Raw genomic sequence first — 26,485 nt, forward strand, 5'->3', positions numbered from 1 at the left:
GCCAGAAGGATAGGAGTTTTAGACCTAGCCTTTTTGGGCTAGGTATTTTTATTTATCCCGACAATAAGGAGGAGATTGTATGGATTATGAGGCAGCGGTAAATGAGCTGATTGAAGGGGCGGCCAAGCCTCCAAATAGTTTGGGATTGCTGGAGAAATATTTTCGTAAAGTTCTGTTGGCCTGGGAAACGATGCATGACGAACTGCGTCCGCATCATGTGGTGTTTGCCGCCGATAATGGTGTGGTAGAAGAAGGAATTGCCGCTTTTCCGTCGTCCATCACTTATCTGCAGGGGAAAAATATGGTCGCCGGCGGCGCCACGATCAGTTGCTTTTGCAAAAGCAATGCGATTCCTTATTCGGTAGTTGATGTCGGCGTGGACAATGAAAGCGCCGTGGGCCTTGACCGTAAAGTAGCCAGGGGAACCAAAAACTTTATGAAAACCGAGGCTATGACTAAGGCTGAGTTTGAAGAAGCCTGGCGGGCAGGCGAGGAAACGGCAGCGGAACTGATTGGCGGGCAGGGGGTTAATTTACTGTCCTTTGGTGAAATGGGAATCGGCAACACCACCACTTCAGCGGCGGTACTGCATGCTTTAACCGGTATGTTTCCTGAATTCTTGGTAGGCTATGGCGCAAGCCCGGTCAATAATGATTTCTTAAAAAGAAAACGCTTGGTGGTCGGTAACGGCGTGGCCCGGCATAAGGCTGCAATGCAAACAGTACCTGACATTCTCCGCTGTGTGGGCGGGTTTGATATTGTGGCCATCTGCGCCGGGATGTCGGCGTGCGCCCGGCTGAAAACCCCGTTTGTGATTGACGGCTTTATTACCGCTGTGGCCTACGCGTGCGCCGCCAGACTGAACAGTGATATTGAAAAATATGCCATACCTTCGCATATTTCCAAAGAGCCAGGCATGGCTTACGCCCTGCTGCTGGGCAATATACTGGCCGATGATGTCATCATCCGGGGCAATATGGCCCTGGGTGAGGGTACGGGAGCGGTGCTAATGGTATCCATTTTAAAAAGTACCGCCTTCGCCTTCTTTCATATGGCCCGGCTGGCGGATTTTGCCGCCGGTGATACGGATGACAAATCGCCTCAGGTGGCAATATCAGGATAACAATTACGACAAATTTGCTGTTAGATATGAATTTGTTGCTGTGCGCAGGAATAAAGATCATTTTTAGCCAATATTCCCCCTGTGAATGAAAATTCCTACAATTTGAATTAGCAATTCATGGGGGGGAGCTTTGTGCAGGATTGCAATCGTTTTACTTTGGGGGAAATTGTCAACACCCAAGTCTTGCAGGATATTCAGGATAAGTTCTCCGAGGCTACCGGTATAGGTGCTGTAATTGTCGATGCAGACGGTATTCCTGTGACCAAACCGAGCAACTTTACTGAATTTTGTCAATATATCAGATCAGATGCCGAGGGGCTGGCGCTGTGTATGGCTTGTGATGACCGGGGCGGCCGTAAAGCTGTGCAAAACCGGCGCCCGTGCGTTTACCATTGTCATGCCGGGCTGACTGATCTGGCTGCGCCGATTATTGTCAAGAACCAATATGTGGGCGCTTTTCTGGCGGGGCAAGTGGTGTCGCCGCAGCAAGACCGCGACACCAGGGCCGAAATGTTCAAGCTGACGTCGCCGCTGCCGCGCGATGCGGCAAAGCTTGGCGAGCTGTTTGACAAAGTGGAGATCATTCAGGAAAGCAGGCTCAAGGCCGCCGCCGATTTAGTATATATTATGTCCAATTATATTGTGGAGATCGGTGTTGCCAATATTATGCAGCGCCAGTTGATGGAGGAGATTCAGTCCAAGGCTGATCTGGAGACACTGCTGCGGGCTACCGAACTGAGGGCTCTGCAATCACAGGTCAATCCGCATTTTTTATTTAATACCCTCAATACCATTGCCCGGCTGGCTTTGCTGGAAGGGGCCGGCCGTACCCAGGAGATTGTCTATGCATTGTCTGATTTATTGCGTAATAACTTGCGGGATATTGAGGAGCTGCGGACTTTGGAGGAAGAAGTTAAATCAATTACCGATTATCTGACCATTCAGAGAGTGCGGTTTGGCGACAGGATTAAAGCAAACATTCATGTGGAAACGCACCTTCTGGACACCCGTGTTCCGGCGCTGACTTTACAGCCCCTGGTCGAAAACGCGATCATTCATGGCATTGAGCCGAAAAAAGACGGCGGGCAGGTAACGATAAGCGGCTTTGTTGAAGATGGGACTTTAATTTTGGTTGTCAGCGACACCGGCATCGGGGTAACGCAGGACAGAATAAACGTAATTTTCCGGGCTGAGAGAAGGAAGGCAACCAAAGGCCAGACCACCGGCCTGGGAATTGTTAACGTGCATAAGCGCATTCAGCATTATTTTGGCAATGACTATGGAATTAAGATGGAGAGTGAGGTTGGTCAGGGGACCAATATCTACATTCGTCTGCCCTATTGTCAGTCTTAGTTTAAAAGAAGGAGCAGCAAGAGGATGTATACATTACTGATAGCGGAAGATGAAGCGCTTGAGCGGCAGGCCTTGCGATATATTATCACTCAGCAGTGTCCGGAGGTTAACATCGTTGGCGAGGCGGGCGACGGAACGAGTGCGGTCCGCGAAGCGGCGCAGCAGCAGCCGGACATTGTTCTGCTTGATATCAGAATGCCGGAAATGAACGGACTGGAAGCTGCCAAGGCTATCAGGGCAATTCTGCCTGAGGTTAGAATCGTGATGTTGACGGCTTTCGATGAGTTTGAATACGCCAAGCAGGCCTTGAAAATCGGTGCGGTGGAGTATTTGCTTAAACCGCTGCGTCCGGACGATTTGGTGAAAGCCCTGGCTGCTGTTACCGAGCAAGTGGGACTGGCCAAACGCAAGGTTCGCGAGGACTTGCAGATCCGGCAGAGCCTGAAAGAGGCGGCGCCTTATATCAAAATGTCGTTTGTGCAGGATTTAATCGCCGGCAATATTACAGAGCTGCACCAATTTCACGAGCGGGCCGGTTTTTTAGGCATGGAGGTTACCACCGGCGTGGTGATGGTACTGGATATCGACAATTTTAAGCAATTAACCCGTAATGAACCTGAACTGAAAAAACAACTGGTTAAGCAGCAGCTGTACCGGATAACTGCCGATGCCGCCGGCTCCAATGTGCTGGTTACCCCCTTTAGCAGCGATCATATTATTATTATTTCAGGGCAATCAGCTTTAGATCAGCCTGAGGCGGTAAAAGCCGAGGCTATTGAACTGGCTGAAAAAATTCGCAAGGCGATTGTCGGCATCATGGGGATCAGCATTACCATTGGCATCGGCCGGCATTACCGTGATCCGCGGGATATGCATAAGTCTTATGTAGAGGCAGTTAATGCCCAGCGGCAGCGGTTTTATCTCGGGGACAACCAGATTATTCATATTGAGGATATTCCCCATTTGAGCGGGCAGCCCTTTCATTATCCGTTCCAAAATGAACGGGCCGTTCTGGAGCGGGTCCGCTGCGGCGACCGCAAGCAGGCCAGGGAAGCTCTGGCCGCCCTGCTTGAAGAAATATTCGCCAAAAGCGGCAGTGTTGACATCATTAAAGCCTCGGTGCTGGAGCTGCTGATTGTCCTGTCCCGGGCCGCCATCGAGGGCGGCGCAAGCCTGGAGCAGCTTACGCTGTTGAATTTCGATCATATCAATAAATTGATGCAGTGCGCCAATAAAGATCAAGTGCATCGCTGGATGTTTGATTCGCTGGACAGTTTTTTAGATAACATGCTGGAAAACCGCAGCGGGATGAACACCCGGGTCATCAACAAGGCCTGTGAGTTTATCGTAAAAAATTGTCACCGCAATATCTCGCTGGAAGAGGTTTCTCAATTTGTTCATTTAAGCCCGTTTTACTTTAGCCGTCTGTTTAAGCAGGATAAAGGCTGCAATTTTGTGGATTTTCTGACCAAGGCCAGAGTGGACAAGGCCAAACTATTGCTGCAAAACTTTGATTATACCATTGTCAGAATTGCCGCCGATTCGGGTTACCACGATGCCAGTTATTTTTGCCGGGTATTCCGTCAGGAGGTTGGTATGACGCCCAACCAGTACCGCAATGAATTGCGGCGGGGCAAACGATGACAGGCTGCAAAAAGCGGCGCCGGCGGCAAAATCCCAAAAACGAGCAATATATCACCTTTTGCCGGCGGTGTGGATAAATAACAGAGGTTTTTCGGCGACCGGTCTAACCTATAGTAAAGGATTGCTTTAGAGCAATCCTTTTTTGCGTTTAAAAACATAAATATCATGTATTCCGGCAATAATATTCAGCATCTCCGGCGGTCGGAATTTTATTGTCAACAGCCGGTTTCAGGCGGCGCAAATAAGTACAGCTAGTACGCAATATTCACTCAAGGTATTGGCGTAAAACAAGCATATTTAATTAGTGCAGAAGATTTACATCATTTTCGAAAGATTTGCAAAAAGACTGTGAGGTAACGTCATGACGACCGATAAGCCCAGAGTGGTACAGGAGTACGTGCCAGGCAAGCAGGTAACCCTGGCGCATCTGATTGCCAATCCCAAAAAGGAATTATGCGAAAAGCTAGGACTTACGACCAGCTCCGCTATTGGAATCCTGACCATAACGCCGTGCGAAGCGGCTATCATCGCGGCGGATGTGGCAACCAAAACCGCCAATGTCCAAATTGGCTTTATGGACCGGTTCACCGGTTCGCTGGTGGTCACCGGACCGGTATCGGCGGTGGAAGCAGCCTTAAGCCAGGTGACCAATGTACTGACCAGCGGGCTTGGTTTTAGCGGTCCCAAGCTGACCAGGTCCTAAAGATGAAAAAAGTAATGCTGGTCGGAGCGGTAGGAGCGGGCAAAACTTCGCTGATTCATGCGCTGAATAACAACGAGTCGCAGGCGGATAAAACCAGTAGTATTTACTTTCATGACGGGGCAATCGACACCCCAGGCGAGTATGCGCAGATTCCGCGTTTTTATTCGGCTTTGCTGGTAACGGCGGTCGAGTCGGAAATGGTCATTGTGGTGCAGGATGCGACGCAAAGCAGAGCGGTTTTGCCGCCGGGATTTGCCGGAATGTTTACCCGTCCGGTCATCGGGGTTGTAACCAAAACGGATCTGCCGTCGGCCAACAGGGATAAAGCAGTGGCTTGTTTACGGGAGGCAGGCGTTAAACAGCCGGTGTTTTTTGTTTCGGCGCTCACCGGCGAGGGGCTGAAGGAGCTTGCCGATTATCTTGCTGAAGGGGGGTGTAAAGGTGAGTGAAGCGTTAGGATTAATTGAAACCAAAGGCCTGATTGGCGCTATTGAAGCTGCTGATGCTATGGTTAAAGCCGCCAATGTCATTTTGATAGGTTATGAAAAAATCGGCTCAGGGCTGATTACCGTTATGGTTCGCGGCGATGTTGGCGCAATTAAGGCTGCTACCGATGCCGGCGCCGCCGCCGCGCAAAAAGTCGGCGAAGTGGTTTCTGTTCATGTGATTCCCCGTCCACATACCGATGTGGAGCAAATCCTTCCTAAACTGAAGTAAGCAATCATTTGGAGGTGGAGTACTTATGCAAGAACAGTTGATCGATAAAGTAATGGAAGAAATCAAAAAGCGCATGGAAGGCCAGTCCGGTTCGGCCGTGGCTGCCCAGCCGGCGTCGAAAAGCGGTTCTAATCCCGGAATTACCGAGTTTGTCGGTACGGCAATTGGCGATACGATTGGTTTGGTTATTGCCAATGTTGATCCTATGCTGCACCAAAAGATGAAACTTGATCCCAAGTACCGCTCAATCGGCATTCTGGGCGCAAGAACAGGAGCCGGACCTCATATCATGGCGGCTGATGAGGCGGTTAAAGCCACCAACACCGAGATTGTGGCTGTGGAACTGGCCCGCGATACCAAAGGCGGCGCAGGCCATGGCAGCCTGATTATCTTTGGGGCTGAAGAGGTTTCTGATGCCCGCCGGGCAATTGAAGTTGCGCTGAAAGAATTAAACCGCACCTTTGGTGATGTTTACGGCAATGATGCCGGTCATATTGAACTGCAATACACGGCGCGGGCCAGTTATGCCGTAAATAAGGCCTTCGGCGCGCCCCTCGGCAAGGCTTTTGGCCTGATTGTCGGCGCTCCGGCCGCGATTGGCGTTTTAATGTCCGATGTGGCGGTCAAGACCGCCAATGTGGAACTGGTCGCCTATTCCAGTCCGGCCAACGGCACCAGCTTTTCCAATGAAGTGATTCTCATGGTGACCGGCGATTCCGGCGCAGTTCGCCAGTCGGTGACTGCCGCCCGGGAGGTTGGCAAAAAATTATTGGAAGCTATGGCAGGCCCGGCTCCATCAAGCACTACACCGTACATCTAACAGGCGGGAGGTAAAGCAATGAAAAGACAAAAAAGATTTGAAGTACTGGCGGACCGTCCTGTAAATCAGGATGGCTATGTAGTCGAGTGGCCGGAGGTTGGGTTGATTGCAATGGGCAGTCCGAATGATCCGGTGCCCAGCATTAAAGTGGAAAATGGCAAAATTGTTGAAATGGACGGAGTGTCAAGAGAAAACTTTGACTTTATCGAGCAGTTTATTGCCGATTATGCCATTGACATTGCCGTGACGCAAAAGGCGATGGCCATGGACGCTGCGGCGATTGCCAAAATGCTGGTTGACGTTAATGTGCCCCGGGAGGAAATCGTTAAGCTTGTCGGTGGTTTGACACCCGCTAAACTGGCGGCGGTTTTTAATACAATGAATGTTGTGGAAATGATGATGGCGATGCAAAAAATGCGGGCCCGTAAAATTCCTTCCAACCAATGCCACATTACCAATATTAACGATAACCCGGTGCTGATTGCCGCTGACGGTGCGGAAGCGTCTTTACGCGGCTTTGACGAGATGGAAACAACCGTTGCTGTTGTACGTTATGCGCCGTTTAATGCGCTGGCGCTGCTGATCGGTTCACAGGCCGGCCGGGGCGGCACGCTCATCCAATGCTCGTTGGAAGAGGCAACCGAGCTGCAACTGGGGATGCGTGGAATTACCGCCTATGCCGAAACCATTTCGGTCTATGGTACGGAAAACGTATTTGTTGACGGTGATGATACCCCCTGGTCCAAAGGATTTCTGGCTTCGGCTTATGCTTCAAGGGGTCTGAAAATGCGCTTTACATCCGGAACCGGGGCCGAAGTCCAGATGGGCTACGCCGAGGGAAAATCAATGCTGTACCTGGAAATCCGCTGCATTATGGTGGCCCGGGGCGCAGGCGTGCAGGGGCTGCAAAACGGCTCGGTAAGCTGCGTCGGGGTACCGGCGGCAGTACCGTCCGGCATCAGGGCGATCTTGGCGGAAAACTTATGCGCCGCCATGCTTGACCTGGAGGTTGCTTCCAGCAACGATCAGACCTTTACCCATTCCGATCTGCGCCGGACTGCCCGGACCTTGATGCAATTCCTGCCGGGCACTGACTTTATCTGCTCCGGTTACAGCGGCGTGCCGAACTATGACAATATGTTCGCCGGTTCCAACTGGGATGTTGACGATTATGACGACTGGAATATTATCCAGCGGGATTTAAAAGTAGACGGCGGTCTGCGTCCTGCTTCGGAGCAGGAAGTCATCGCCGTACGCAATCAGGCGGCCAAGGCCATCCAGGCTGTATTTAAAGAATTCGGGTTCCCGGAAATTACCGACGCTGAGGTTGAAGCGGCCACTTATGCGCATGGCAGTAAAGATGTTCCGGCCCGGAATGTGGTTGAGGACATCAAGGCGGCCCAGGAAATGATGAACCGCGGCATTACCGGAATTGATGTTGTCAAGGCTTTGGCCAAGCATGGCTTTAATGATTTGGCAACCTCGGTGCTTAATCTGCTCAAACAACGGATTTCCGGCGATTATCTACATACCGCCGCTATTCTGGATAAAGAATTCAATGTAATCAGCGCTGTCAACAGCCGCAATGATTACCGCGGCCCAGGCACAGGTTATCAGATGAGCGAAGAGCGCTGGAATGAAATTAAGGCCATAAAACAGGCGGTTAATCCAGCCGATTTTGATGTTTGACTTAGGACAAGGGGGGTAATGTGATGCAAATGAATGAGCAAATGATTCGCGAAATAGTACTGCAGGTTCTGCAAAGCGTGGAACAGCCATCCCGGCAGCCTGTCAAATCAGCAACTGTTGGCCGTGCTGTCAAGTTAGTGGAAAAAGGGGAAGCGCGTCCGGGCTCCAAAGCCGATGAGGTAATCGTTGCCCTGGCGCCGGCTTTTGGCAAATACCAGAATAAAACGATCGTTGATATTCCGCACAGCGATGTATTGCGGGAAATGATTGCCGGGATTGAGGAAGAAGGGCTGACCGCCAGGGTTGTGCGGGTGCTGCGCAGTTCGGATGTGGCATTTGTCGCGCATGACGCCGCCAAAATCAGCGGCTCGGGAATCGCCATCGGCATTCAGTCCCGGGGAACTACGATCATTCATCAAAAAGACTTGCCGCCGCTGAGCAATCTGGAGCTGTTTCCCCAGTCGCCGCTCCTGGACCTGGAAACTTACCGGGCGATTGGCCGTAATGCCGCCCAATACGCCAAAGGCGGTTCGCCGGTACCGGTGCCGACCCGCAATGACCAGATGGCCAGGCCTAAATTTCAGGCCAAAGCGGCTGTTCTGCATATCAAAGAAACCGAACATGTCGTTCCGGGAAGTAAGCCGGTAGAATTGAGCGTTGAATTTTAAAAACGGAGGTGAAGAAAGTATGAGTCAACAACAATTAGTGGAAGATATCATTCGCGAAGTACTGAAAACCATGCATAAACCGCCGCAGGCAGTTCCGGTTGCCGGTGCTCCGGCCGCTGCTGCGGGCGCAAAAGGATTAAACCCGGCCAGCGACTATCCGCTGGCGGCTAAACGGCCGGAACTGGTAAAAAGTCCAACCGGTAAAAGTCTGGCCGAGATTACGATGGATAAGGTTCTGCATGGCGATGTTAAAGCTGAGGATGTCCGGATCAGTCCAGACACTCTCAGGCTGCAAGCCGAGATCGCCGATGGCGTCGGCCGGACGCAACTGGCCAATAATATGCGCCGGGCGGCTGAATTAACAGCCATTCCAGACGAACGTATTCTGGAAATTTATAATGCTTTGCGCCCGTACCGTTCAACCAAAGCTGAGTTATTGGCCATTGCCGACGAATTGGACGCTCGCTATGGCGCTAAAATTAATGCAGCTTTTGTGCGGGAGGCTGCGGGGGTTTACGAACGCCGTAACCGTTTAAGAGCAGACTAAGGTGGGAAGACAATGCCGATAATCGCTGGTGTTGATATTGGTAATTCTACGACGGAAATTTGCCTGGCCAGACTCGAAGCCGGGCGGGCGAATGAATATCTGGCAAGCAGTGTGGTTAAAACAACCGGCATTAAGGGAACGGCAGCCAATGTGCCCGGAATTGTCATCGCTTTGGAAGAAGCTTTGCAAAAAGCCGGCCTCAGCTTACAGCAGTTGTCCGAAATACGCATTAATGAAGCCACTCCGGTGATTGGCGATTTAGCCATGGAGACCATTACCGAAACGATTATCACCGAGTCGACCATGATTGGACACAACCCGTCAACGCCTGGCGGAATCGGGTTAGGTGCGGGCGTAACGGCGGCCTATTCCGATTTGGATCGCGCTGCTGCGGGTGAAAAGATACTTTGCGTTATACCGCAGGGCATTGACTTTGAAGATGCGGCCCGGACGCTCAACCAGGCGGCCGAACGGGGTATTGACATTCAGGGCGCAATCGTCCGTCAGGATGATGCAGTGCTGATTGTCAACCGGTTAAAGCGCCGCATTCCGGTTGTTGACGAGGTGACGCTCATTGAAAAGGTCCCTTTGGGCATGCTGGCCGCAATCGAGGTCGCCGAAGCCGGCCAAACGGTCAAAACCCTGTCCAATCCGTATGGCATTGCCACCGTATTCGGCCTTTCAGCCGAGGAGACCAAACTGGTGGTGCCGATTGCCAGGGCCCTGATCGGCAACCGGTCGGCCGTTGTTGTCAAAACACCGCAGGGCGATGTCAAAGCCCGCTCTATTCCCGCCGGTTTTATTACGATTACGGGGCAGAGAGGCAAAACCGATATTGATGTTGAGGCTGGCGCCGTGAAAATTATGGAGGCGGTGGAACGGGTTCAGCCGGTCCTTGATGTTCAGGGCGAACCCGGCACCAATGTGAACGGCATGCTGGAAAGGGTCCGCCAGGTAATGAGTGAGCTTACCGTTCAGCCGTTAGCCGAAATGAAGATTCAGGATGTGCTGGCTGTCGACACCTTTGTCCCGCTGCAGGTTCAGGGGGGATTAGCCGGTGAGTTTGCCCTGGAAAATGCGGTGGCCCTGGCGGCAATGGTAAAAACCAGCCGGCTGCCGATGCAGCAAATCGCTGATTTACTTACCGAACGACTCAAGGTAAAGGTGGTCATCGCCGGAGTGGAGGCCAATATGGCCATTCGCGGCGCTCTGACTACCCCGGGCACCGACAAGCCTCTAGCCATTCTGGATATGGGCGGCGGTTCGACCGATGCAGCCGTCATTACCAAAGATGAGCAGGTGTTTGCCATTCATCTGGCCGGAGCCGGGGATATGGTGACAATGCTGATCAATTCGGAGCTCGGCCTGAACGATTTTGATCTGGCTGAGGATATTAAAAAGTATCCGCTGGCCAAGGTGGAAAGTCTTTACCATGTGCGGCTTGAAGACGGTACTGTGCAATTCTATGACCAGCATTTGCCGTCTGAGGTTTTTGCGCGGGTGGTCATTCTGAAAGAGGATGGTATGCTGCCTATTCCGGCCGAGCATCCGCTTGATAAGATCCGGCATGTACGCCGTGAGGCGAAAAAGCGGGTATTTGTCACCAATTCCTTGCGGTCACTGGCCAGAGTAGCGCCGACCGGCAATATCCGTCATATAGAATTTGTCGTCATGGTAGGCGGGTCGGCACTGGATTTTGAAATTGCCGACATGGTGACCGATGCTCTGGCTGAATATGGCATTGTCTGCGGCCGCGGCAATATCCGGGGCCTGGAAGGGCCGCGCAATGCCGTGGCTACCGGCTTGGTACTGTCCTATCAGCGCAAAGAGGTGTGAACGATGCAGGTAAGTAAAAATTCCCATAAACCAAGCATCATTATCCAGGCAGCCCCGCATCCGGCTCTGGCCGGCAAGCTGCGTGAGGTGCAGGCCGGGATTGAGGAAGAAGGCGTGCCTTATGCAATTTCCAGTGCAGAAGAGCAGAACGCCGACCGCTTGGCTTTCCTGGCGGCCGGTCAGTCCCAGCTGGGCGTTGGCGTAGGGATTGGCCTTGAGGATATTTGCGTTCATTATGTTAAGCTGCCGGCCGGTGAGCCGTTGTTTAGCAGCGGCCGGGTCAATACGCCGGATGAGTGGCGCCGCTGCGGTTACAATGCGGCCCGGCTGGTCAAGGGCCTGCCGTTTAAAGACCGGCAGGCGGCGAGCTCCGTTCCGTACCGGAACGCCGAAGCTGATTTGTATCGACTGGTTCGCGAAATTGTGACTAAAGTACTTCAGGATCATGCGCAGACCCTGGGGAGGTGAATACATGATCAAAAATTCGCTGGGTTTAATTGAGGTTGTCGGTTTGGCCGGGGCGCTGGAAGCGGCTGATGCCGCAGTAAAAGCGGCCAATGTCAGGCTGCTGGGGTATGAACTTACCAAAGGCGGGGGCATGGTTGTCATCAAGCTGCATGGCGATGTCGGCGCGGTTAAAGCCGCCGTTGAGGCGGGTACGGCCGCTGCCCGGAAAATTAGCAGGATCGTTTCCGCTCACGTTATCGCCAGACCGCACAATGATCTTGCCGGCATTGTTGCGACCAAGGACACGGTTGGTTTGCCAAAACCGTCTAAAGCCGCCAAGGCCGTCCCTGCCGCACCGGCGGAGCCGGCAGCAAAGCTTCAGCCGGAACTGACGTTAGCTGCCGGGGCAGTTCCGGGTCGGCAGGAAGAGAATAGCGGAGCTGAGCCGGATACAGCTAAAAAAAAAGATGAAATCTGCAATTTATGCGGTGACCCGGAGTGCAGCCGGAAAAAGGGCGATCCCAAAGTAACCTGCATTCATTACGATAAACATAACAAGGAGGACGAATAGTATGCGTGGAGAGGCATTAGGAATGGTAGAAACCAAAGGCTTGGTGGGTGCAATAGAAGCAGCCGATGCCATGGTGAAGGCGGCCAATGTAACGCTGGTTGGGTATGAAAAAATTGGGGCAGGCTTTGTAACGGTAATGGTGCGCGGCGATGTCGGCGCGGTAAAGGCGGCGACCGACAGCGGCGCGGCTGCGGCCCAGCGGGTTGGCGAATTGTTGTCTGTGCATGTCATTCCCCGCCCTCATACCGATATTGAAAAAATCCTGCCCAAGATTGACGGCTAATATTGGGCGTTGGAGATTGGATCTATTGGACCACACCGGTTTATGCACCGGGACTTAGCGGCAAGGAAAGAACCCTAAGTCTGACAGTCAATAGCCAAAAGGTGGTGAGATGATGGAGAAAGCAATGATCGAGGAAATCGTGGCCAAAGTTTTAGCAGCAATTTCCAGCAAAACACTTGAGGCGGCTGAAGCGGATTCGGGTATTCCCGTGGGTGTTTCAAACCGCCATATCCACCTCTCGGCCGAACATGCAGCAGTGCTGTTTGGCTGTGGGCATGAATTAACCTATGACCGGGATCTGAAGCAAACCGGCGAATTTGCCGCGAAGGAAACGGTTACCTTGGTTGGACCCAAAGGAATCATTCGCGGCGTCCGGGTGCTGGGGCCTATCCGGGCTTCAACGCAAATTGAGATATCACGGACGGACGGTTTTAGCCTGGGCATTAAACCGCCGGTTCGCGATTCCGGTAATATCGCCGGTTCGGCGGGGGTTGTTGTGGTCGGCGCGAAAGGCGCAATAACGCTCGAGGAGGGAGTTATCTGCGCTGCCCGGCACATTCATATCAGCGATACCGATGCCGGACAGCTTAAGGTTTCTGACGGCAGCCGGGTCAAAGTGGCTGTGAACGGGGAACGGGGCGCTGTTTTGCACAATGTGCTGGTGCGGGTACGCCCCGGTTTCCGGAGAGAGTTTCACATTGACACCGACGAAGCCAACGCGCTGGGGCTGAGCAATGGTCAGCTGGTAACTTTGGCCGGGGAGGAAAAGCAGGAGGTTGCCGACTATGGCGTTAGAATGGCAGACGTGGGCTGTCTGGCGGCTGCGACCGGCAAGCCTCTGGCTCCGGCGGCCGCTCCGCCAAAGACGCCGGCCGTCCCGGGGAAAAAAACAGTGCTGGCGGCGGCGGCGGTAAAAAACGCCGCGGTGAGCGGAGCGAAGTCTTTAACATTGCCGCCGGGGACGCTGGTTACCCCCCTGGCCAGGGATATCGCCAGCGAGTACGCGATTGAATTGATATACTTTACCCGGTAGCGACGCACGGAAGGAAGGATGTTTCATGTGGGTGGGAACGGTTATCGGCACACTGGTGGCCACGCCGAAGGATGACAGTCTGACCGGCTGCAAGCTGCTGATTGTTCAGCCGTCAAGCTTCGGGCAAAAAGGGCAGACATCTCCGGTTGTTGCGGTGGACACGATTGGCGCGGGCACCGGCGAAAACGTGCTGGTGGTGGAAGGCAGTTCGGCCCGGCATGCAACAGGCCGGCCGCAGTCCGCAGTTGATGCGGCGATTGTCGGCATCATCGACAATATTGAAATAAATAACGATTTGCTCGAGGAGTAGATGCCATGAAAGTTTATACAAAAACTGGCGATGGCGGTCAAACCAGCTTGTTATCCAAGCAGCGGGTTGATAAGGATCATGACCGGGTGAATGCCTATGGAACGGTGGACGAGGCCAGTGCGGCGATGGGTCTGGCCAGGGCTTTGTGCAACAAAGACTGGGCAGTGGAAATGATTCAAAACATCCAGGCCGAACTTATTTTGCTAAACGCTGATTTGGCCACTGACGCCATAACCGCCGACAGTGAATTGAGGATTAAGGCCGGACATGTGACCAGACTTGAAAATATGATTGACTCACTGGAGTTAAAGCGTATTCCTCAGCCGTATTTCATTACGCCCGGGGATACCGTAGTCAGCGCGGCTTTGGATTTAGCCCGTACGATTGTCCGCCGGGCCGAGCGGCTGGTGGTTACGCTGAAGCGAACCCAATCGGTATCGCCCCAGGTACCGCTGTATTTAAACCGTCTGTCTGATTTGCTGTATGTTTTGGCCCGCTGTGTTGAACAGGAAGAACTCATTCAGACAGTCGCAGCCAGGGTAAATCGGATTTTAGCGGAAAAACCAGCCGGGCGCGGCGTTGAAGCCGCCGATGTTATGGCCCAGGCGGAAAAAATTGTCGCTGCCGCCCGTCAGGGCGCCGGTTCTTCAGTGAGCATTTTAGATACAGCCAGGAAAGTAATGGCCGCGGCCGAGCAGAAAGCAAGGGAGATCGGCGTGCCAATGGTGATAGCCGTAGTTGATGCCGGCGGTAATTTAGTAGCCCAGAACCGGATGGACGGCGCTCTGCTGGGCAGTATTTCACTGGCCCTGGATAAAGCTTATACTGCAGCCGCTCTCAACATGTCAACAGATACGGCTGCTTCGCTGGCTGTGCCGGGACAGCCGCTTTATGGCTTAAATACGGCTGGGACCGGCCGGTTTGTCGTTTTCGGCGGCGGCTTCCCGCTGCTGAGTAAGGGCGAATTGATTGGCGGCATTGGCGTAAGCGGCGGGACGGTCGACGAAGATATGATTGTTGCCCGGGCCGGACTGGCTGCCTGGCAATAACTTCACTGCGATAGGAGGAAAGAGCTTAATGGCTATTGATCAAACATTAATTGAACGAATTACAGCAGAGGTACTGGCTAAGATGCAGGGGCCGGCAGCCAGTGCGCCCAGGGACGGCGTCTTTGCCACGGTGGACGAGGCTGTAGCTGCGGCCCGTACGGCACAAAAGCAGCTGGCCGCCTTATCGATTGAACAGCGGGAAAAGCTGATCACGGCAATGCGTGAGGCTGCCCGCGAAAATGCCAGGCTGCTGGCCGAGATGGCTGTGGAAGAGTCAGGCATGGGCAATGTACAGGATAAAGTAATTAAAAATAAACTGACTGCCGATAAAACGCCGGGAACGGAAGATCTGGTCACTCATGCCTGGAGCGGCGACCATGGTTTGACTCTAGTCGAAATGGGACCATATGGGGTAATAGGTTCAATTACCCCCACAACCAATCCGGCGGCTACGGTAATTTGCAACGGTATTGGCATGATTGCCGCCGGCAATGCGGTCTTTTTCAGCCCGCATCCCAAAGCCAGGAATACCTCGCTAAAAACCATCCGGTTATTAAACGACGCAATTGTCAAGGCCGGCGGTCCGCCAAATCTATTGACAAGTTTGGCCAATCCCACAATTGAAGCCGCCAATGAGATGATGAAACACCCCAAGATCAATATGCTGGTGGCCACCGGCGGGCCCGGCGTGGTAAAAACCGTGTTGTCTTCGGGGAAAAAGGCAATTGGCGCGGGTGCGGGGAATCCTCCGGCAGTTGTTGATGAAACGGCGGATATTGAAAAGGCGGCCCGGGACATTGTCAGCGGCGCTTCTTTTGATAACAACCTGCCGTGCATTGCGGAAAAAGAAGTCATCGCCGTTGGCAGTATTGCGGATAAGCTCATTGCCTATATGCAAAAATATGGCGCATATCTTATTTCCGGCCGTCAGGTTGATGATTTAATTCAAATCATCATGACCGCCCAGGAGGAGAAAATTGCACCGGGCTGCACCGATAAACCCAAAAAGGTTTATGGCATCAACAAAGATTATGTGGGCAAAGATGCCGCGTTTATTCTGGGCAAGCTGGGAATAAACGCACCGGCCGGCACGAAATTAATTATTTGTGAAACCGGCCCGGATCACCCGTTTGTCGTTGAAGAACTGATGATGCCGGTCTTGCCGGTTGTTCAGGTCAAAGATATTGATGCGGCCATTGACCTGGCGGTAAAAGTGGAGCATGGCAACCGTCACACAGCCATTATGCATTCCAAGAATGTCGATCACCTGACCCGTCTGGCCAAAGCCATTGAAACAACCATTTTTGTCAAAAATGCTCCCTCTTATGCCGGCATCGGCGTAGGCGGCGAAGGCTATGCGACTTTTACCATTGCCGGTCCGACCGGTGAAGGCCTGACCGCGCCCAGAAGCTTTACCCGTCAGCGCCGGTGCACGCTTGTTGATGCCTTCTCCATTGTTTAATCAGCAGGCAGCGGCGAAAGCAGGGGGCAGACCGGCCGAAGGAGATTGCCGCCGCCCCTTGACCATCAGCGCCAAACAGGGCGCAAGCCGCCGATCTGGCGCTGTAAAATCTCAGGATAGTAAGGTAAAACAGGGCGGTTTTAAGAAGGAGATTACTCATGCCTGCATATGCATATGACGCCACTATGATTATGAATAAGTTCGCGGAACACCCTATGCAAATGCTGCCACTGATGGTGCTGGCCATGGGCTTTGGCTTTGTTCAGTACATATTTTGCTTTTTTATGACAATGAGAGATAAAAAATCGCCGTTTCCGGCCTACATGCATGCCTTCTATTTGGCGCATGACTTTCTTTTTGTAACCTTGTTCCACCAGTGGTTTGTGGAATATAAGTCCCTGCCCTTTCAGGTCGTGTGGTTGGGTATGGTGGCTTTTAACTTCTTTGAGCTACACGCTCTATATCTGGAGATCAAGTACGATCGTCAAGAGTCGTTTGGCAAGTATTATGATGGTCCGGTAACTGTGTGGCAGGCAACGAAACGTCTCGCGGTGATGGTCATTGTAAGTTTTATCATTCTGTCGACAGTGCGTTCATTCATGAATGACAAGCTCATGTTCTGCGTATTTATCTCAACAAACGTCATCATGGCGATTGGCCCTGCCCTGCTGATGCAGCAGCGCCGGAAACGGGTTCGCGGCTCGGCCGGTCTTGCCTGCTTTATTCTGCTGGGTACAATCGCCACCTTTTTGCCGGAAGGTCTGGGAATGTATACAACTGCTGATCCAGAGTACTTTGCGCGGCCTTGGTTTTTTATCCTTGGCGCCACCTGCACGCTTATCGCGATTTTGCATTTAGTTACGGTGCTGCGCATGCCGAAGCCTGCGGCTGCGCGTTAAGCGGACAGGACAAATTCAGCTGTTGTTCGAGCAAACGATTCAAGTCCCTGGTTTTCCCGGTGGGAAAACCAGGGACTTTTTGTTTGACTGCAAGGCCAGACCGTAATTTGTACAGTGGCAGAAACCATTTTTGAGTATTTAACAAACAACAGGTGACATTTGCGGTGCGGGTATATTATAATACTGAGAAAAGGCTGGCCTAAGGAGGACCTGTGGTGGAGATGATTGGAGCTCAGGCTGTCATTGAGAGCCTGAAACATGAAGGGGTCGAAGTGGTTTTCGGTTATCCCGGCGGAGCAGTTTTAACGCTGTACGACGCTTTATATAAATCGGATTTCCCTCACGTGCTGGCCCGCCATGAGCAGGGGGCGGTGCACGCAGCCGACGGGTATGCCCGGGCTACCGGAAAAGTGGGTGTTTGCTTTGCAACTTCAGGACCGGGCGGGACAAATTTGGTTACCGGAATTGCGACCGCGTATATGGACTCAGTACCGCTGGTGGCCATTACCGGGCAGGTAGGCGTAGCGCTGATTGGTAAAGACTCATTTCAGGAAGCCGATATTTGCGGGATAACAACGCCGGTTACCAAGCATAATTATTTGGTAAAAAAGGCGCAGGATTTGCCCCGGATATTAAAAGAAGCATTTTATATTGCCAGAACGGGCCGGCCCGGTCCGGTTGTTGTGGATATTTCGAAAGATGTATTTAATGCCGTCCTGGACTTTCAGTACCCGGCGGCGGTGATGCTGAGAGGCTACTCCGGCGACTGCCGGGGGAAGGAGGCGGACGTTGCTGCGGCGATGGCTGCTTTGCAGTCGGCGCAAAAGCCGCTGCTTTTTATTGGCGGAGGGGTCAATATTTCGGATACGTCAGAGTATCTGCGACAGTTTATTAACATTACCGGCATTCCGGTAATTACCAGCTTAATGGGACTGGGCTGTATGCCGTCCGATGACCGGCTGAATCTGGGGATGGTGGGCATGCACGGTACTTACGCCGCCAATATGGCCACAACCGAGTGTGATGTGCTGGCCGGTATCGGGGTGCGGTTTGACGACAGGGTAACCGGCCTGGTGGCCGAGTTTGCGCCCAAAGCGAGGGTCATCCATTTTGATGTTGATCCGGCTGAGATCAATAAGAACGTCCGGGTGGATTTAAGGGTGGTGGGCGATTTGAAATGGTCGCTGCCGTTATTATGCCGGCAGACTGCGGGCTGGAACAATGATTTAACCCCCTGGCAGGAACAGGTGCTCAACTGGAAGCGCGACAACCCGCTGGTGTACCGGCAGAGTACCGACCGGATTATGCCGCAGCAGGTCATTGAGACGGTCAGCAGGCTGGCCGGCCCGGAGGATATCATTGTGACAGATGTCGGCCAGCATCAGATGTGGACGGCGCAGTTCTATTCCTTTCGTTCGCCGCGCAGTTTTATGACCTCCGGCGGGCTGGGTACGATGGGTTACGGCTTGCCCGCCGCTATTGGCGTTCAAGTGGGCAAGCCGGATAAGAAGGTCATCCTGATTAGCGGCGACGGCAGTATTATGATGAACTGCCAGGAATTGGCCACGGCTGCCAATAATGGTTTTGCCGTTAAGACCATTGTGATGAATAATCAGGTGCTGGGGATGGTTACCCAGTGGCAGCGGATGTTCTATAACAAACGATATTCACAGTCCCAGCTGCAGGGCCGGACTGATCTGGTCAAATTGGCGGAGGCAATGGGGGTAACCGGATTCAGAATAACCAAACCGGCAGATCTGGAGTCCATCCTGGCGCGGGCCTTGGCTGCCGCCGGGCCGGTACTGGTCGATGTACAGCTGCCGGAGGCTGAGGATGTGCTGCCGATGGTTCCGGCGGGGGGCCGGCTGGATCAAATGATTCTTGGAGGTTGATAAATATGAAGTATACCTTAGCCGTCCTGGTTGAAAACCGCCCCGGAGTGCTTACGCATATCTCCGGACTGATCAGCCGCCGGGCGTTTAATATTGAAAGCATCGCCGCCGGTCATACGGAAGAGGCTGATACCACCAGAATTACCATTGATGTGGAAGTGGATGATGAAATCGAACTGGAGCAGGTGGTAAACCAGTTGTCCAAATTGATTGATGTTATAAAAATAGTCAACCTGACGCATGTTAATCCTATTCAGCGTGAACTGGTTTTGATCAAGGTTCGGGCCAACCCGGTTACCCGGTCCGATATTGTCAATATTGTCGATATTTTTCGCGCCAAAATTGTGGATGTCAATCGTGAGACAATGGTCATTGAGCTTACGGGCGAGCAGCGGAAAATTGACGCGCTATGCGAGGTTCTGAGAGATTATGAGGTGATTGAAATCGCCCGGACGGGGAAAATCGCCCTGTCCCGCGGACCGGTCGCCGCTAAATTAATGTAGAATTGCAGGGACAGGTATCGTTGTTGGGAAAACAACGAATCTGTCCCCTTCTTTTTTTGCCGGAGTACTGAACTGGTAATAAAAGGCGCGCGGCTTACCTGACCGGTCCGGGGGCAGGATAAAGGGCTTTTTAGCGCTTATTTCCGCTTATACCGGCTTTGCAATTCGCTAACTGTCTTAGTATATTTGAATAATCAGATATTTAGTAATAATCATCGTCGGAGGTTATGGCAATGGTAGTGGCTGAGTGGGCGGCGGCAGCGTTTATCGCCGGTTTGAGTTGCTTGTTGTTTGGCAGTGTCGCTCCGTTACTGGCGAGTGGGCGGCAGCGGACCGCCAACTGGCTGGCGCACGGCAGCGCCTGCGGGGGAGGGCTGTGCGCCGCTCTGGCGGCGCTGCTGGTTTTACTGGGGCCGGCAAAAATCGATATTGCGGCCTGGGAGATCCTGCCGGGTTTAAGCTGGCGCTTACAAGTGGACGAATTGTCGGCTTTTTTCTTATTGGTTATTTCTTTCCTGGTGGCAGTGGTTGCCGTTTTTTCTCTGGGTTATGTCACTAAGTATTATGGCAAAAAAAACATTGCTTATCTTGGCGGTTTGTTCAATGCCTTTGCTTTATCAATGGTTGCGGTGGTAACGGTGACAAGTTCGGTGACTTTTCTGATCGCCTGGGAAGTCATGTCGCTGGTATCCTTTTTACTGGTGATGTTTGAGCACGAAAAAGCGCCGGTCCGGACGGCGGGTTATATTTATCTGGTGATGACCCATATTGCCACTGCGTTTATTACCTTAGCGTTTTTAATTCTGTTTGGTTATACGGGCAGTGTTGATTTCAGCGGCTATAAACAGCAGCTTCTGGCTATACCCGGGTATTTGAAAAACCTGATCTTCTTGCTGTGCCTGGTCGGGTTTGGGGCCAAAGCCGGCCTTATTCCCCTGCATGTGTGGCTGCCCAGGGCTCATCCGGTCGCTCCCAGCAATATCTCGGCGTTAATGTCGGCGGTAATGCTGAAAACGGCAATTTACGGCTTGCTGCGCATCGTCTGTGATTTTTTTGGCGGCGGGCCAGCCTGGTGGGGCGGTTTGCTGCTGGTTTTGGGGCTGATTTCAGCAATTCTGGGGATTTTGATGGCAATCGCTGAAAATGATTTGAAACGCTTTCTGGCTTACAGCAGTACGGAAAACATGGGGATTATCTTAGCGGCTTTTGGGGCGGCGCTGTTATTTCAGGCTTATCATCAGCCTGTATTGGCGGCAACGGCGCTTACGGCGGCTTTATTTCATATCTTAAGTCATTCCTGGTTTAAGAGCCTGCTGTTTATGGGGGCGGGTGCGGTTTTATTCGCCGCGCATACCAAAAATATTAATGAACTGGGCGGTCTGATCAGGCGCATGCCCTGGACTGCCGGCTTATTTTTGCTGGGCGGGCTGTCGCTGGCCGCCTTGCCGCCTTTGAGCGGCGTGGTTAGCGAATGGCTGGTGTTACAATCCATGTTTCATTTGGCCTTTGCCCTGGACAGCTTATGGCTCCAGGCCGGCGGGGCGGCGGCGGTGGCGCTGCTGGCTCTGACCGGAGCTTTTGCCGCCGGCGGGATCATCAAGCATTTTGGCACCGCTTTTTTGGCAATGCCCCGCAGCCAGGCCGCGGCTGAAGCGGCCGAAGTGCCGCTGCCGCTGCGGCTTGGCATGGGTCTGGCGGCAGTACCGCTCCTTTTAGGGGGGATATTGCCGGGCGCGGTTTTAAGCTTAACCAACCGGATTACGGAAGTTTATTTCGCCGAACAGATTGGCGGGCCGATATGGTCGGTTGCCCCGTTTAACGGGCCGGACGGCGCTGGGCTGACAGTAGCCGTTATCGGTTTTGCCGGTGCTGCGCTGCTGGCGGCGGGTTTGCTGCTGCTGAAGCGCAGGTTTGGCCCCAGCCGCGTTACGGTCGATGAAACCTGGAATTGCGGCGGCCGTCTTTATCCGGATATGGCCTATACAGGCACAGGGTTTTCGCATCCGGTGCTGGTTATTTTCCAAAGGGTGATGGGACTAAGCCGCCGGGTTGAGGTGGAAGAAAAATACCGCTACTATCCGCAGAAGATCAAACATTCTTTAGCAGTTAACGCCAATATCGAGACGCTGCTGTACCGGCCGCTGATTGCCGGCCTGCTGTATCTGTCGCAACGCCTGCGGACGGTTCAGAATGGCAATTTGCAAAATTATCTGGCTTATATGGTTGGAGCGCTGGTAATCGCTCTAATTTGGACGAGGTAGGTGCAAATGATGGAACAAATGCTGGCGGCGATCCTTCAACTGGGGTTGTTATTATTGCTGGCCCCCCTGGTGCAGGGCGTGATTAAAAAGGTCAAGGCCCGGCTGCAAAACAGAATAGGGGCCGGTGTTTTGCAGCCGTATTATGATATCTATAAGTATTTTGGCAAAGATGCCGTTATCTCCGAACATGCTTGCTGGCTGACCAGATTTACGCCGTATCTCAGCTTTTTTACAGTGCTGGCGGCCGGCCTGCTGCTGCCCATGGTGTGGATTAACGCCCCCTTGTCCGGGGCGGGCGATATGGTTATTATTGTTTATTTGTTTGCTTTAATCCGGTTTTTTACGGCGCTTACCGCTCTGGATGCCGGCAGCGCCTTTGGCGGGATGGGAGCCAGCCGGGAAATGGCGTTATCGGCCATTGCCGAGCCGGCTTTGTTTCTGGCGGCGCTGGCGGTACTGCTGGACAGCGGGACCACCAAACTGGCGCCGGCCATTGCCGGCATTGTCAGCCAGAATTTAAGCTGGCTGAACCCGGCGTACGGTCTCGCCGGCCTGGCCATGCTGATTGTCGTGATTGCCGAAACCGGCCGGATTCCGGTCGATAATCCGGACACTCATTTAGAACTGACAATGATCCATGAAGGCATGCTGCTGGAATATTCGGGCCGGTATCTGGGGTTGATGGTATGGACGGCGCAAATTAAGCAGCTGCTGGTGCTGACCCTGTTTATTGATTTGTTTTTTCCCTGGGGAATCGCCATGACTGCTGCGCCGGCTGAGCTGGCGGCGGCGGCCGGCGCTTACCTGCTGAAATTATTGCTGTTAGGGGGCGTTTTGGCGCTGATTGAGACAGCTTATGCTAAAATACGCTTGTTTCAGGTACCCAAGCTGCTGGCATCGTCGATGGCTTTATCTTTGCTGGCGATTATTGCGGGAATTGCCGGCTGACCGGCCGGAAAAGGAGGATATTTATGGATTGGCTTGTTTCCGCCGGCCTGTTGGTCAGCACGCTGTTATTATTTAAAATACGGAAAATCAGCGACTCTGTAGGCATTATTGCTTTTCAGTCGGCGCTATTGGCGTTGGTGGCGGTTATTATGTGGCATCGAACAGGCATTACCCACCTGCTGGTGGCGGCCGGCCTGACGTTTACCGTGAAAACGGTCTTAATTCCGGCCATTTTATATTATACGCTGAAAAAAACGGACTCCAGGCAGGTGGTGGAGCGTAATTCCTCGGCGCATGTATCGCTGCTGTGGGCGACGGTGTTGGTTGTGGCGGGCTATTATGCCGCCGGAGAGCTTAAATTGCCGGGAACGGTTTATGGCGAATACTATCTGTCTACTTCGATTAGCCTCATTTTGCTGGGGACCTTCACTATGATTGAGCATAAAGAGGCCATTACCCAGGCCATTGGGCTGATTGTCATTGAAAACGGATTGTTTTTAATTACCCAGTCCATCAGCTATGGAATGCCGTTAATTGTGGAATTAGGGATATTATTCGATTTGCTGGTATCAGCGGCGATTATTGCCGGCCTGGCTTTCCGCATCCACTCGACGTTTGCCAGTCTGGATACCGGGAAGATGCAGAATTTGAAGGGGTGAAGGAAATGGTTTGGGTGGCAGCAATGTTTCTGATGCCGTTATTGACAGGCCTGCTGGCCGGGCTGACTAAAAATCAGCGCCAGTGTGAACTGCGCCAGGCGGCCGGAGCCGGCCTGACTCTGGTCAGCGCCGGCCTGACCGCCGCGCAGGTAATGACCGGGCAGCCGCTTTCCCTTTGGCAGAATGTCATCTATATTGATGCCCTGGGCGCTTTTAATATTTTACTTATTGCTCTGGTCGGCTTTATTGCCGCAGTTTACTCGGTAGGCTATCTGCGCCATGATGTGGCGGAACTGACACTTAGTGTCAGACAGATTCGTTTTTATTATCTGTTCTTTCATTTTTTTATTCTGACCATGCTGGCGGTCAGTGCGGTCAACAGTCTGGGCTTACTATGGGTGGGCATTGAATTGACGACTTTAATTTCAGCGGTATTGGTGGCCTTTTACGGCAAGCAAAATGCGCTGGAAGCGGCCTGGAAATATTTAATTATGGGCAGTGTGGGCATTGCGTTCGCCCTGCTGGGCATTATTTTTCTTTACTTATCGGGCATTCATACGCTGGGGCAGCATTCCTCGGCGCTCAACTGGACGGCTTTGGTCCAGGTCGCCGGCGAGTTGAACGCCGGCTGGGTCAAAACAGGCTTTATCTTTATTTTAATCGGCTTTGGTACGAAGGCCGGTCTGGCGCCCATGCATTTTTGGCTGCCTGACGCGCACAGCCAGGCGCCGTCCCCCATTAGCGCAGTGCTGTCCGGGGTATTGCTGAATACCGCGCTGTATGGCTTGTTCCGGGTCTATGCCATTGCCAACGTAACGCTGGAGGGCCAGGCGGCTCAATATTTAATCTTTTTCGGTCTATTATCCATTGCCTTTACGGTGCCGTTTATTATGGTACAACATGATTTAAAGCGCATGCTGGCTTACTCCAGTGTCGAACATATGGGAATTATCACGCTCAGTGTGGGAATTGGCGGAGCGCTCGGTTTATACGGGGCTTTTCTCCATATGTTTAATCACTCAATGGCCAAATCCCTATTGTTTTTTGCCGCAGGCACCATTTGTCAGCGGTATCATTCCAAGCAAATGCACCGGATTACCGGACTCTTAAAGGCCATGCCGGTAACCGGCGGAATTTTTTTGCTGGCTGCTGTGGCCATCACCGGCGCGCCGCCGTTTAATATCTTCTTAAGCGAGCTGACGATTATGATGGCCGGATTTCAGGCCGATCAGGTCTGGGTATCGGCGCTGCTGGTGGCCCTAATTTCCCTGATTTTCGCCGGTATGATGTATTACATGATTAAAATGGTGTTTGGCGAAGCGCCGGCGAAGCTGCCAAAATTAGCGGTCAGCCGCTGGTCAACCATAGCGCTCATTATTCCGCTGGCGCTGGTTGTACTGTGCGGCTGGTATATTCCGCCGGTGCTTGACGACACGCTTAGTCAAGCGGCCGGTGTATTACAGGAGGCAGGTAAATGATGCAACTGACTGTCAAGCAAGCGGTCATCCGTCTGTTGCAGGGGCTGGGCAGGAAAATTGCGGAAAGCAGGGCGGTCCGGGCGAATGAGACGGAGATAACGGTAAATAAAGCGGATTTGCCTTTGGCCTGCAATTATTTATGCAATGAGAAGCAGGGCCGCCTGTTTACCATGGTGGGCAGTGACGAACGGCAGACCAATGGCTTCTTTGTATTATATTATGTTTTTTGTTTTGATGATATCGGGCAGTTTATTACAGTAAGAACGCTGATTGAGGAAGCCGACCCCACCTTTCCCTCCACCGCTGTGGAGATGCCTGCCGCCAACTGGTACGAACGGGAGGTCAAAGATTTGCTGGGGCTAAGAGCGCTGGGGCATCCCGACCGCCGCCCCCTTATTCTGCATGGCGACTGGCCGGAAGATCAGTACCCCCTGCGCAAGGATTTTCCGGCTGATGCCCTGGTTGAACGCCAGCCGGACCGGCAAACCTTCCTGCAATATGACAGCGGCGATATCACCCGGATTCCGGTTGGGCCAATTCACGCCGGTATTATTGAACCAGGCCATTTTAGCTTTGGCGCTGTCGGTGATACAGTGCTGCATTTGGACGCGCGTTTGTTTTATACCCATCGCGGCCTGGAAAAACGCTGTGAGGGATTGCCGCTGAGCAAGGCGTTATTTACGGCCGAACGGATTTGCGGCGTCTGTACTCTATCCCATGCCGCAGCCTTTGCCCAGGCAGTGGAGACGGCAGCCCGGACTGCTGTTCCGGAGCGGGCCCGGTTCTTGCGTACGCTGTTTCTGGAATTGGAACGGCTGTATAATCATGTCGGGGATATCGGCAATTTATGCGCCGGCTTTGGCTTTGCCACGGGCGTCAGTCATGGCGGCAGGCTGCGGGAGCAACTGCTGCAGCTGAATGAGCAGATTACCGGTCACCGTTATTTGCGGGGGATTATTGATTTGGGCGGCTTGCGGCTTGATGTCACACCGGCGGAGCTCAGAACTGTTGCGACGGTATTAGGCGAGGTGGAAGCCGATTTTGATGAACTGCTGGATATTATCCTGACGCATGATATCGCGCTGGACCGGATGACGGCAACCGGGGTATTGCGGCTGGAGCAGGCGGTGGATTTAGCAGTGGTGGGGGTGGCCGCCAGGGCCTCAGGACGCAATATCGATATTCGCCGGGAGCTGCCTTACGCCGCCTATGACCGCGTGAAGTTTGGTGTGCCGCTGTATACCGCAGGCGACGTGCTGGCCCGGTTTAAGGTGCGGGCGGATGAGGTTAAGGCTTCGCTGGGCATCATCAGGCAAGTGATTGACCAGCTGCCTGCGGGAACAGTCAAAGCAGCCATTGGGCCGATAAAGCCGTATACCAGGGCCATGGGGTGGGCGGAATCGCCGCGCGGGGAAGTCTGCCACTGGCTGATGACCGGGCCTGACCAGACGGTATACCGTTACCGGGTACGCTCGGCGGCCTACAGCAACTGGCCGGCGGTGGCGCTTACCGTGCCGGGCAATATTGTGCCGGATTTTCCGCTGATCAATAAAAGCTTTGAGTTGTGCTATTCCTGCTGTGACCGTTGAT

The 26,485-nt window shown here is 53.0% G+C and carries 26 protein-coding genes; all 26 read left to right on the forward strand.

Annotation, left to right across the window (positions count from 1 at the left end; genetic code table 11):
- Nucleotides 1-79 precede the first annotated feature (79 nt).
- The 26 genes from BLR06_RS06425 to BLR06_RS06555 all read left to right on the forward strand — a co-directional run bounded on the left by BLR06_RS06425 (nt 80) and on the right by BLR06_RS06555 (nt 26,484).
- Complete coding sequence (locus BLR06_RS06425; RefSeq protein ID WP_092070139.1) at nt 80-1,123, forward strand: nicotinate-nucleotide--dimethylbenzimidazole phosphoribosyltransferase; 1,044 nt, start codon at nt 80-82, stop codon at nt 1,121-1,123.
- Nucleotides 1,124-1,255: 132 nt separating this feature from the next.
- The gene (locus BLR06_RS06430; RefSeq protein ID WP_092070141.1) at nt 1,256-2,476 is read left to right on the forward strand and encodes a sensor histidine kinase; all 1,221 of its coding nucleotides are present in this window, start codon (nt 1,256-1,258) and stop codon (nt 2,474-2,476) included.
- Between the two features lie 24 nt (nt 2,477-2,500).
- Nucleotides 2,501-4,120, forward strand: coding sequence for a response regulator (locus BLR06_RS06435; RefSeq protein WP_092070144.1), 1,620 nt, complete (start codon nt 2,501-2,503; stop codon nt 4,118-4,120).
- A gap of 361 nt (nt 4,121-4,481) precedes the next feature.
- The gene (eutS, locus tag BLR06_RS06440) at nt 4,482-4,823 is read left to right on the forward strand and encodes an ethanolamine utilization microcompartment protein EutS (protein ID WP_092070147.1); all 342 of its coding nucleotides are present in this window, start codon (nt 4,482-4,484) and stop codon (nt 4,821-4,823) included.
- A gap of 2 nt (nt 4,824-4,825) precedes the next feature.
- On the forward strand, nt 4,826-5,272 hold the full coding sequence (locus BLR06_RS06445; RefSeq protein ID WP_092070150.1) for a EutP/PduV family microcompartment system protein: 447 nt from the start codon (nt 4,826-4,828) through the stop codon (nt 5,270-5,272).
- Entirely contained in the window at nt 5,265-5,540 is a 276-nt protein-coding gene (pduA, locus tag BLR06_RS06450; RefSeq protein WP_092070153.1) for a propanediol utilization microcompartment protein PduA, read from the forward strand. Before BLR06_RS06445 ends, pduA begins: the two co-directional genes overlap by 8 nt.
- A 25-nt stretch (nt 5,541-5,565) precedes the next feature.
- Nucleotides 5,566-6,360 carry a propanediol utilization microcompartment protein PduB gene (gene pduB, locus BLR06_RS06455; protein WP_092070156.1) on the forward strand — a complete coding sequence of 265 codons (795 nt, stop codon included), beginning with the start codon at nt 5,566-5,568 and terminating at the stop codon, nt 6,358-6,360.
- Between the two features lie 18 nt (nt 6,361-6,378).
- Entirely contained in the window at nt 6,379-8,049 is a 1,671-nt protein-coding gene (locus tag BLR06_RS06460; protein WP_092070159.1) for a propanediol/glycerol family dehydratase large subunit, read from the forward strand.
- Between the two features lie 23 nt (nt 8,050-8,072).
- Complete coding sequence (locus BLR06_RS06465) at nt 8,073-8,717, forward strand: propanediol/glycerol family dehydratase medium subunit (protein WP_092070162.1); 645 nt, start codon at nt 8,073-8,075, stop codon at nt 8,715-8,717.
- A 19-nt stretch (nt 8,718-8,736) separates the two neighbouring features.
- The gene (locus BLR06_RS06470) at nt 8,737-9,264 is read left to right on the forward strand and encodes a diol dehydratase small subunit (RefSeq protein WP_092070165.1); all 528 of its coding nucleotides are present in this window, start codon (nt 8,737-8,739) and stop codon (nt 9,262-9,264) included.
- Between the two features lie 12 nt (nt 9,265-9,276).
- Entirely contained in the window at nt 9,277-11,100 is a 1,824-nt protein-coding gene (locus BLR06_RS06475) for a diol dehydratase reactivase subunit alpha (protein WP_092070168.1), read from the forward strand.
- 3 nt (nt 11,101-11,103) lie between these two features.
- On the forward strand, nt 11,104-11,568 hold the full coding sequence (locus BLR06_RS06480) for a glycerol dehydratase reactivase beta/small subunit family protein (protein WP_092070171.1): 465 nt from the start codon (nt 11,104-11,106) through the stop codon (nt 11,566-11,568).
- 4 nt (nt 11,569-11,572) lie between these two features.
- Nucleotides 11,573-12,118: a BMC domain-containing protein gene (locus BLR06_RS20430; protein ID WP_092070174.1), complete on the forward strand. Its 546-nt coding sequence runs from the start codon at nt 11,573-11,575 to the stop codon at nt 12,116-12,118.
- A gap of 1 nt (nt 12,119) precedes the next feature.
- A complete protein-coding gene (eutM, locus tag BLR06_RS06490) occupies nt 12,120-12,401 on the forward strand; it encodes an ethanolamine utilization microcompartment protein EutM (RefSeq protein WP_092070177.1) in 282 nt (93 codons plus the stop codon).
- A gap of 109 nt (nt 12,402-12,510) precedes the next feature.
- Nucleotides 12,511-13,434, forward strand: a complete 924-nt coding sequence (pduL, locus tag BLR06_RS06495) for a phosphate propanoyltransferase (RefSeq protein WP_092070180.1) — start codon at nt 12,511-12,513, stop codon at nt 13,432-13,434.
- A 25-nt stretch (nt 13,435-13,459) separates the two neighbouring features.
- Nucleotides 13,460-13,744 (forward strand): EutN/CcmL family microcompartment protein, encoded by a 285-nt coding sequence (locus BLR06_RS06500; RefSeq protein WP_092070183.1) that lies wholly within the window; start codon nt 13,460-13,462, stop codon nt 13,742-13,744.
- 5 nt (nt 13,745-13,749) lie between these two features.
- Entirely contained in the window at nt 13,750-14,793 is a 1,044-nt protein-coding gene (locus BLR06_RS06505) for a cob(I)yrinic acid a,c-diamide adenosyltransferase (protein ID WP_092070186.1), read from the forward strand.
- A gap of 28 nt (nt 14,794-14,821) precedes the next feature.
- Nucleotides 14,822-16,255 carry an aldehyde dehydrogenase family protein gene (locus BLR06_RS06510; RefSeq protein ID WP_092070189.1) on the forward strand — a complete coding sequence of 478 codons (1,434 nt, stop codon included), beginning with the start codon at nt 14,822-14,824 and terminating at the stop codon, nt 16,253-16,255.
- A 158-nt stretch (nt 16,256-16,413) separates the two neighbouring features.
- Nucleotides 16,414-17,154 (forward strand): hypothetical protein, encoded by a 741-nt coding sequence (locus BLR06_RS06520; protein ID WP_092070195.1) that lies wholly within the window; start codon nt 16,414-16,416, stop codon nt 17,152-17,154.
- A 215-nt stretch (nt 17,155-17,369) separates the two neighbouring features.
- Nucleotides 17,370-19,046 carry a biosynthetic-type acetolactate synthase large subunit gene (gene ilvB / locus BLR06_RS06525; RefSeq protein ID WP_092070198.1) on the forward strand — a complete coding sequence of 559 codons (1,677 nt, stop codon included), beginning with the start codon at nt 17,370-17,372 and terminating at the stop codon, nt 19,044-19,046.
- A 5-nt stretch (nt 19,047-19,051) separates the two neighbouring features.
- A complete protein-coding gene (gene ilvN, locus BLR06_RS06530; RefSeq protein WP_092070201.1) occupies nt 19,052-19,549 on the forward strand; it encodes an acetolactate synthase small subunit in 498 nt (165 codons plus the stop codon).
- 233 nt (nt 19,550-19,782) lie between these two features.
- A complete protein-coding gene (locus BLR06_RS06535; RefSeq protein ID WP_092070204.1) occupies nt 19,783-21,810 on the forward strand; it encodes a proton-conducting transporter transmembrane domain-containing protein in 2,028 nt (675 codons plus the stop codon).
- 6 nt (nt 21,811-21,816) lie between these two features.
- The gene (locus BLR06_RS06540) at nt 21,817-22,758 is read left to right on the forward strand and encodes a respiratory chain complex I subunit 1 family protein (RefSeq protein WP_092070207.1); all 942 of its coding nucleotides are present in this window, start codon (nt 21,817-21,819) and stop codon (nt 22,756-22,758) included.
- 23 nt (nt 22,759-22,781) lie between these two features.
- The gene (locus BLR06_RS06545; protein ID WP_092070210.1) at nt 22,782-23,417 is read left to right on the forward strand and encodes a hydrogenase; all 636 of its coding nucleotides are present in this window, start codon (nt 22,782-22,784) and stop codon (nt 23,415-23,417) included.
- 5 nt (nt 23,418-23,422) lie between these two features.
- The gene (locus BLR06_RS06550) at nt 23,423-24,895 is read left to right on the forward strand and encodes a hydrogenase 4 subunit F (RefSeq protein WP_092070212.1); all 1,473 of its coding nucleotides are present in this window, start codon (nt 23,423-23,425) and stop codon (nt 24,893-24,895) included.
- Entirely contained in the window at nt 24,892-26,484 is a 1,593-nt protein-coding gene (locus tag BLR06_RS06555) for a hydrogenase large subunit (protein ID WP_217636854.1), read from the forward strand. Before BLR06_RS06550 ends, BLR06_RS06555 begins: the two co-directional genes overlap by 4 nt.
- Nucleotide 26,485: the final 1 nt, after the last annotated feature.

The organism is Dendrosporobacter quercicolus, from assembly GCF_900104455.1.
Lineage (GTDB): Bacteria > Bacillota > Negativicutes > DSM-1736 > Dendrosporobacteraceae > Dendrosporobacter > Dendrosporobacter quercicolus.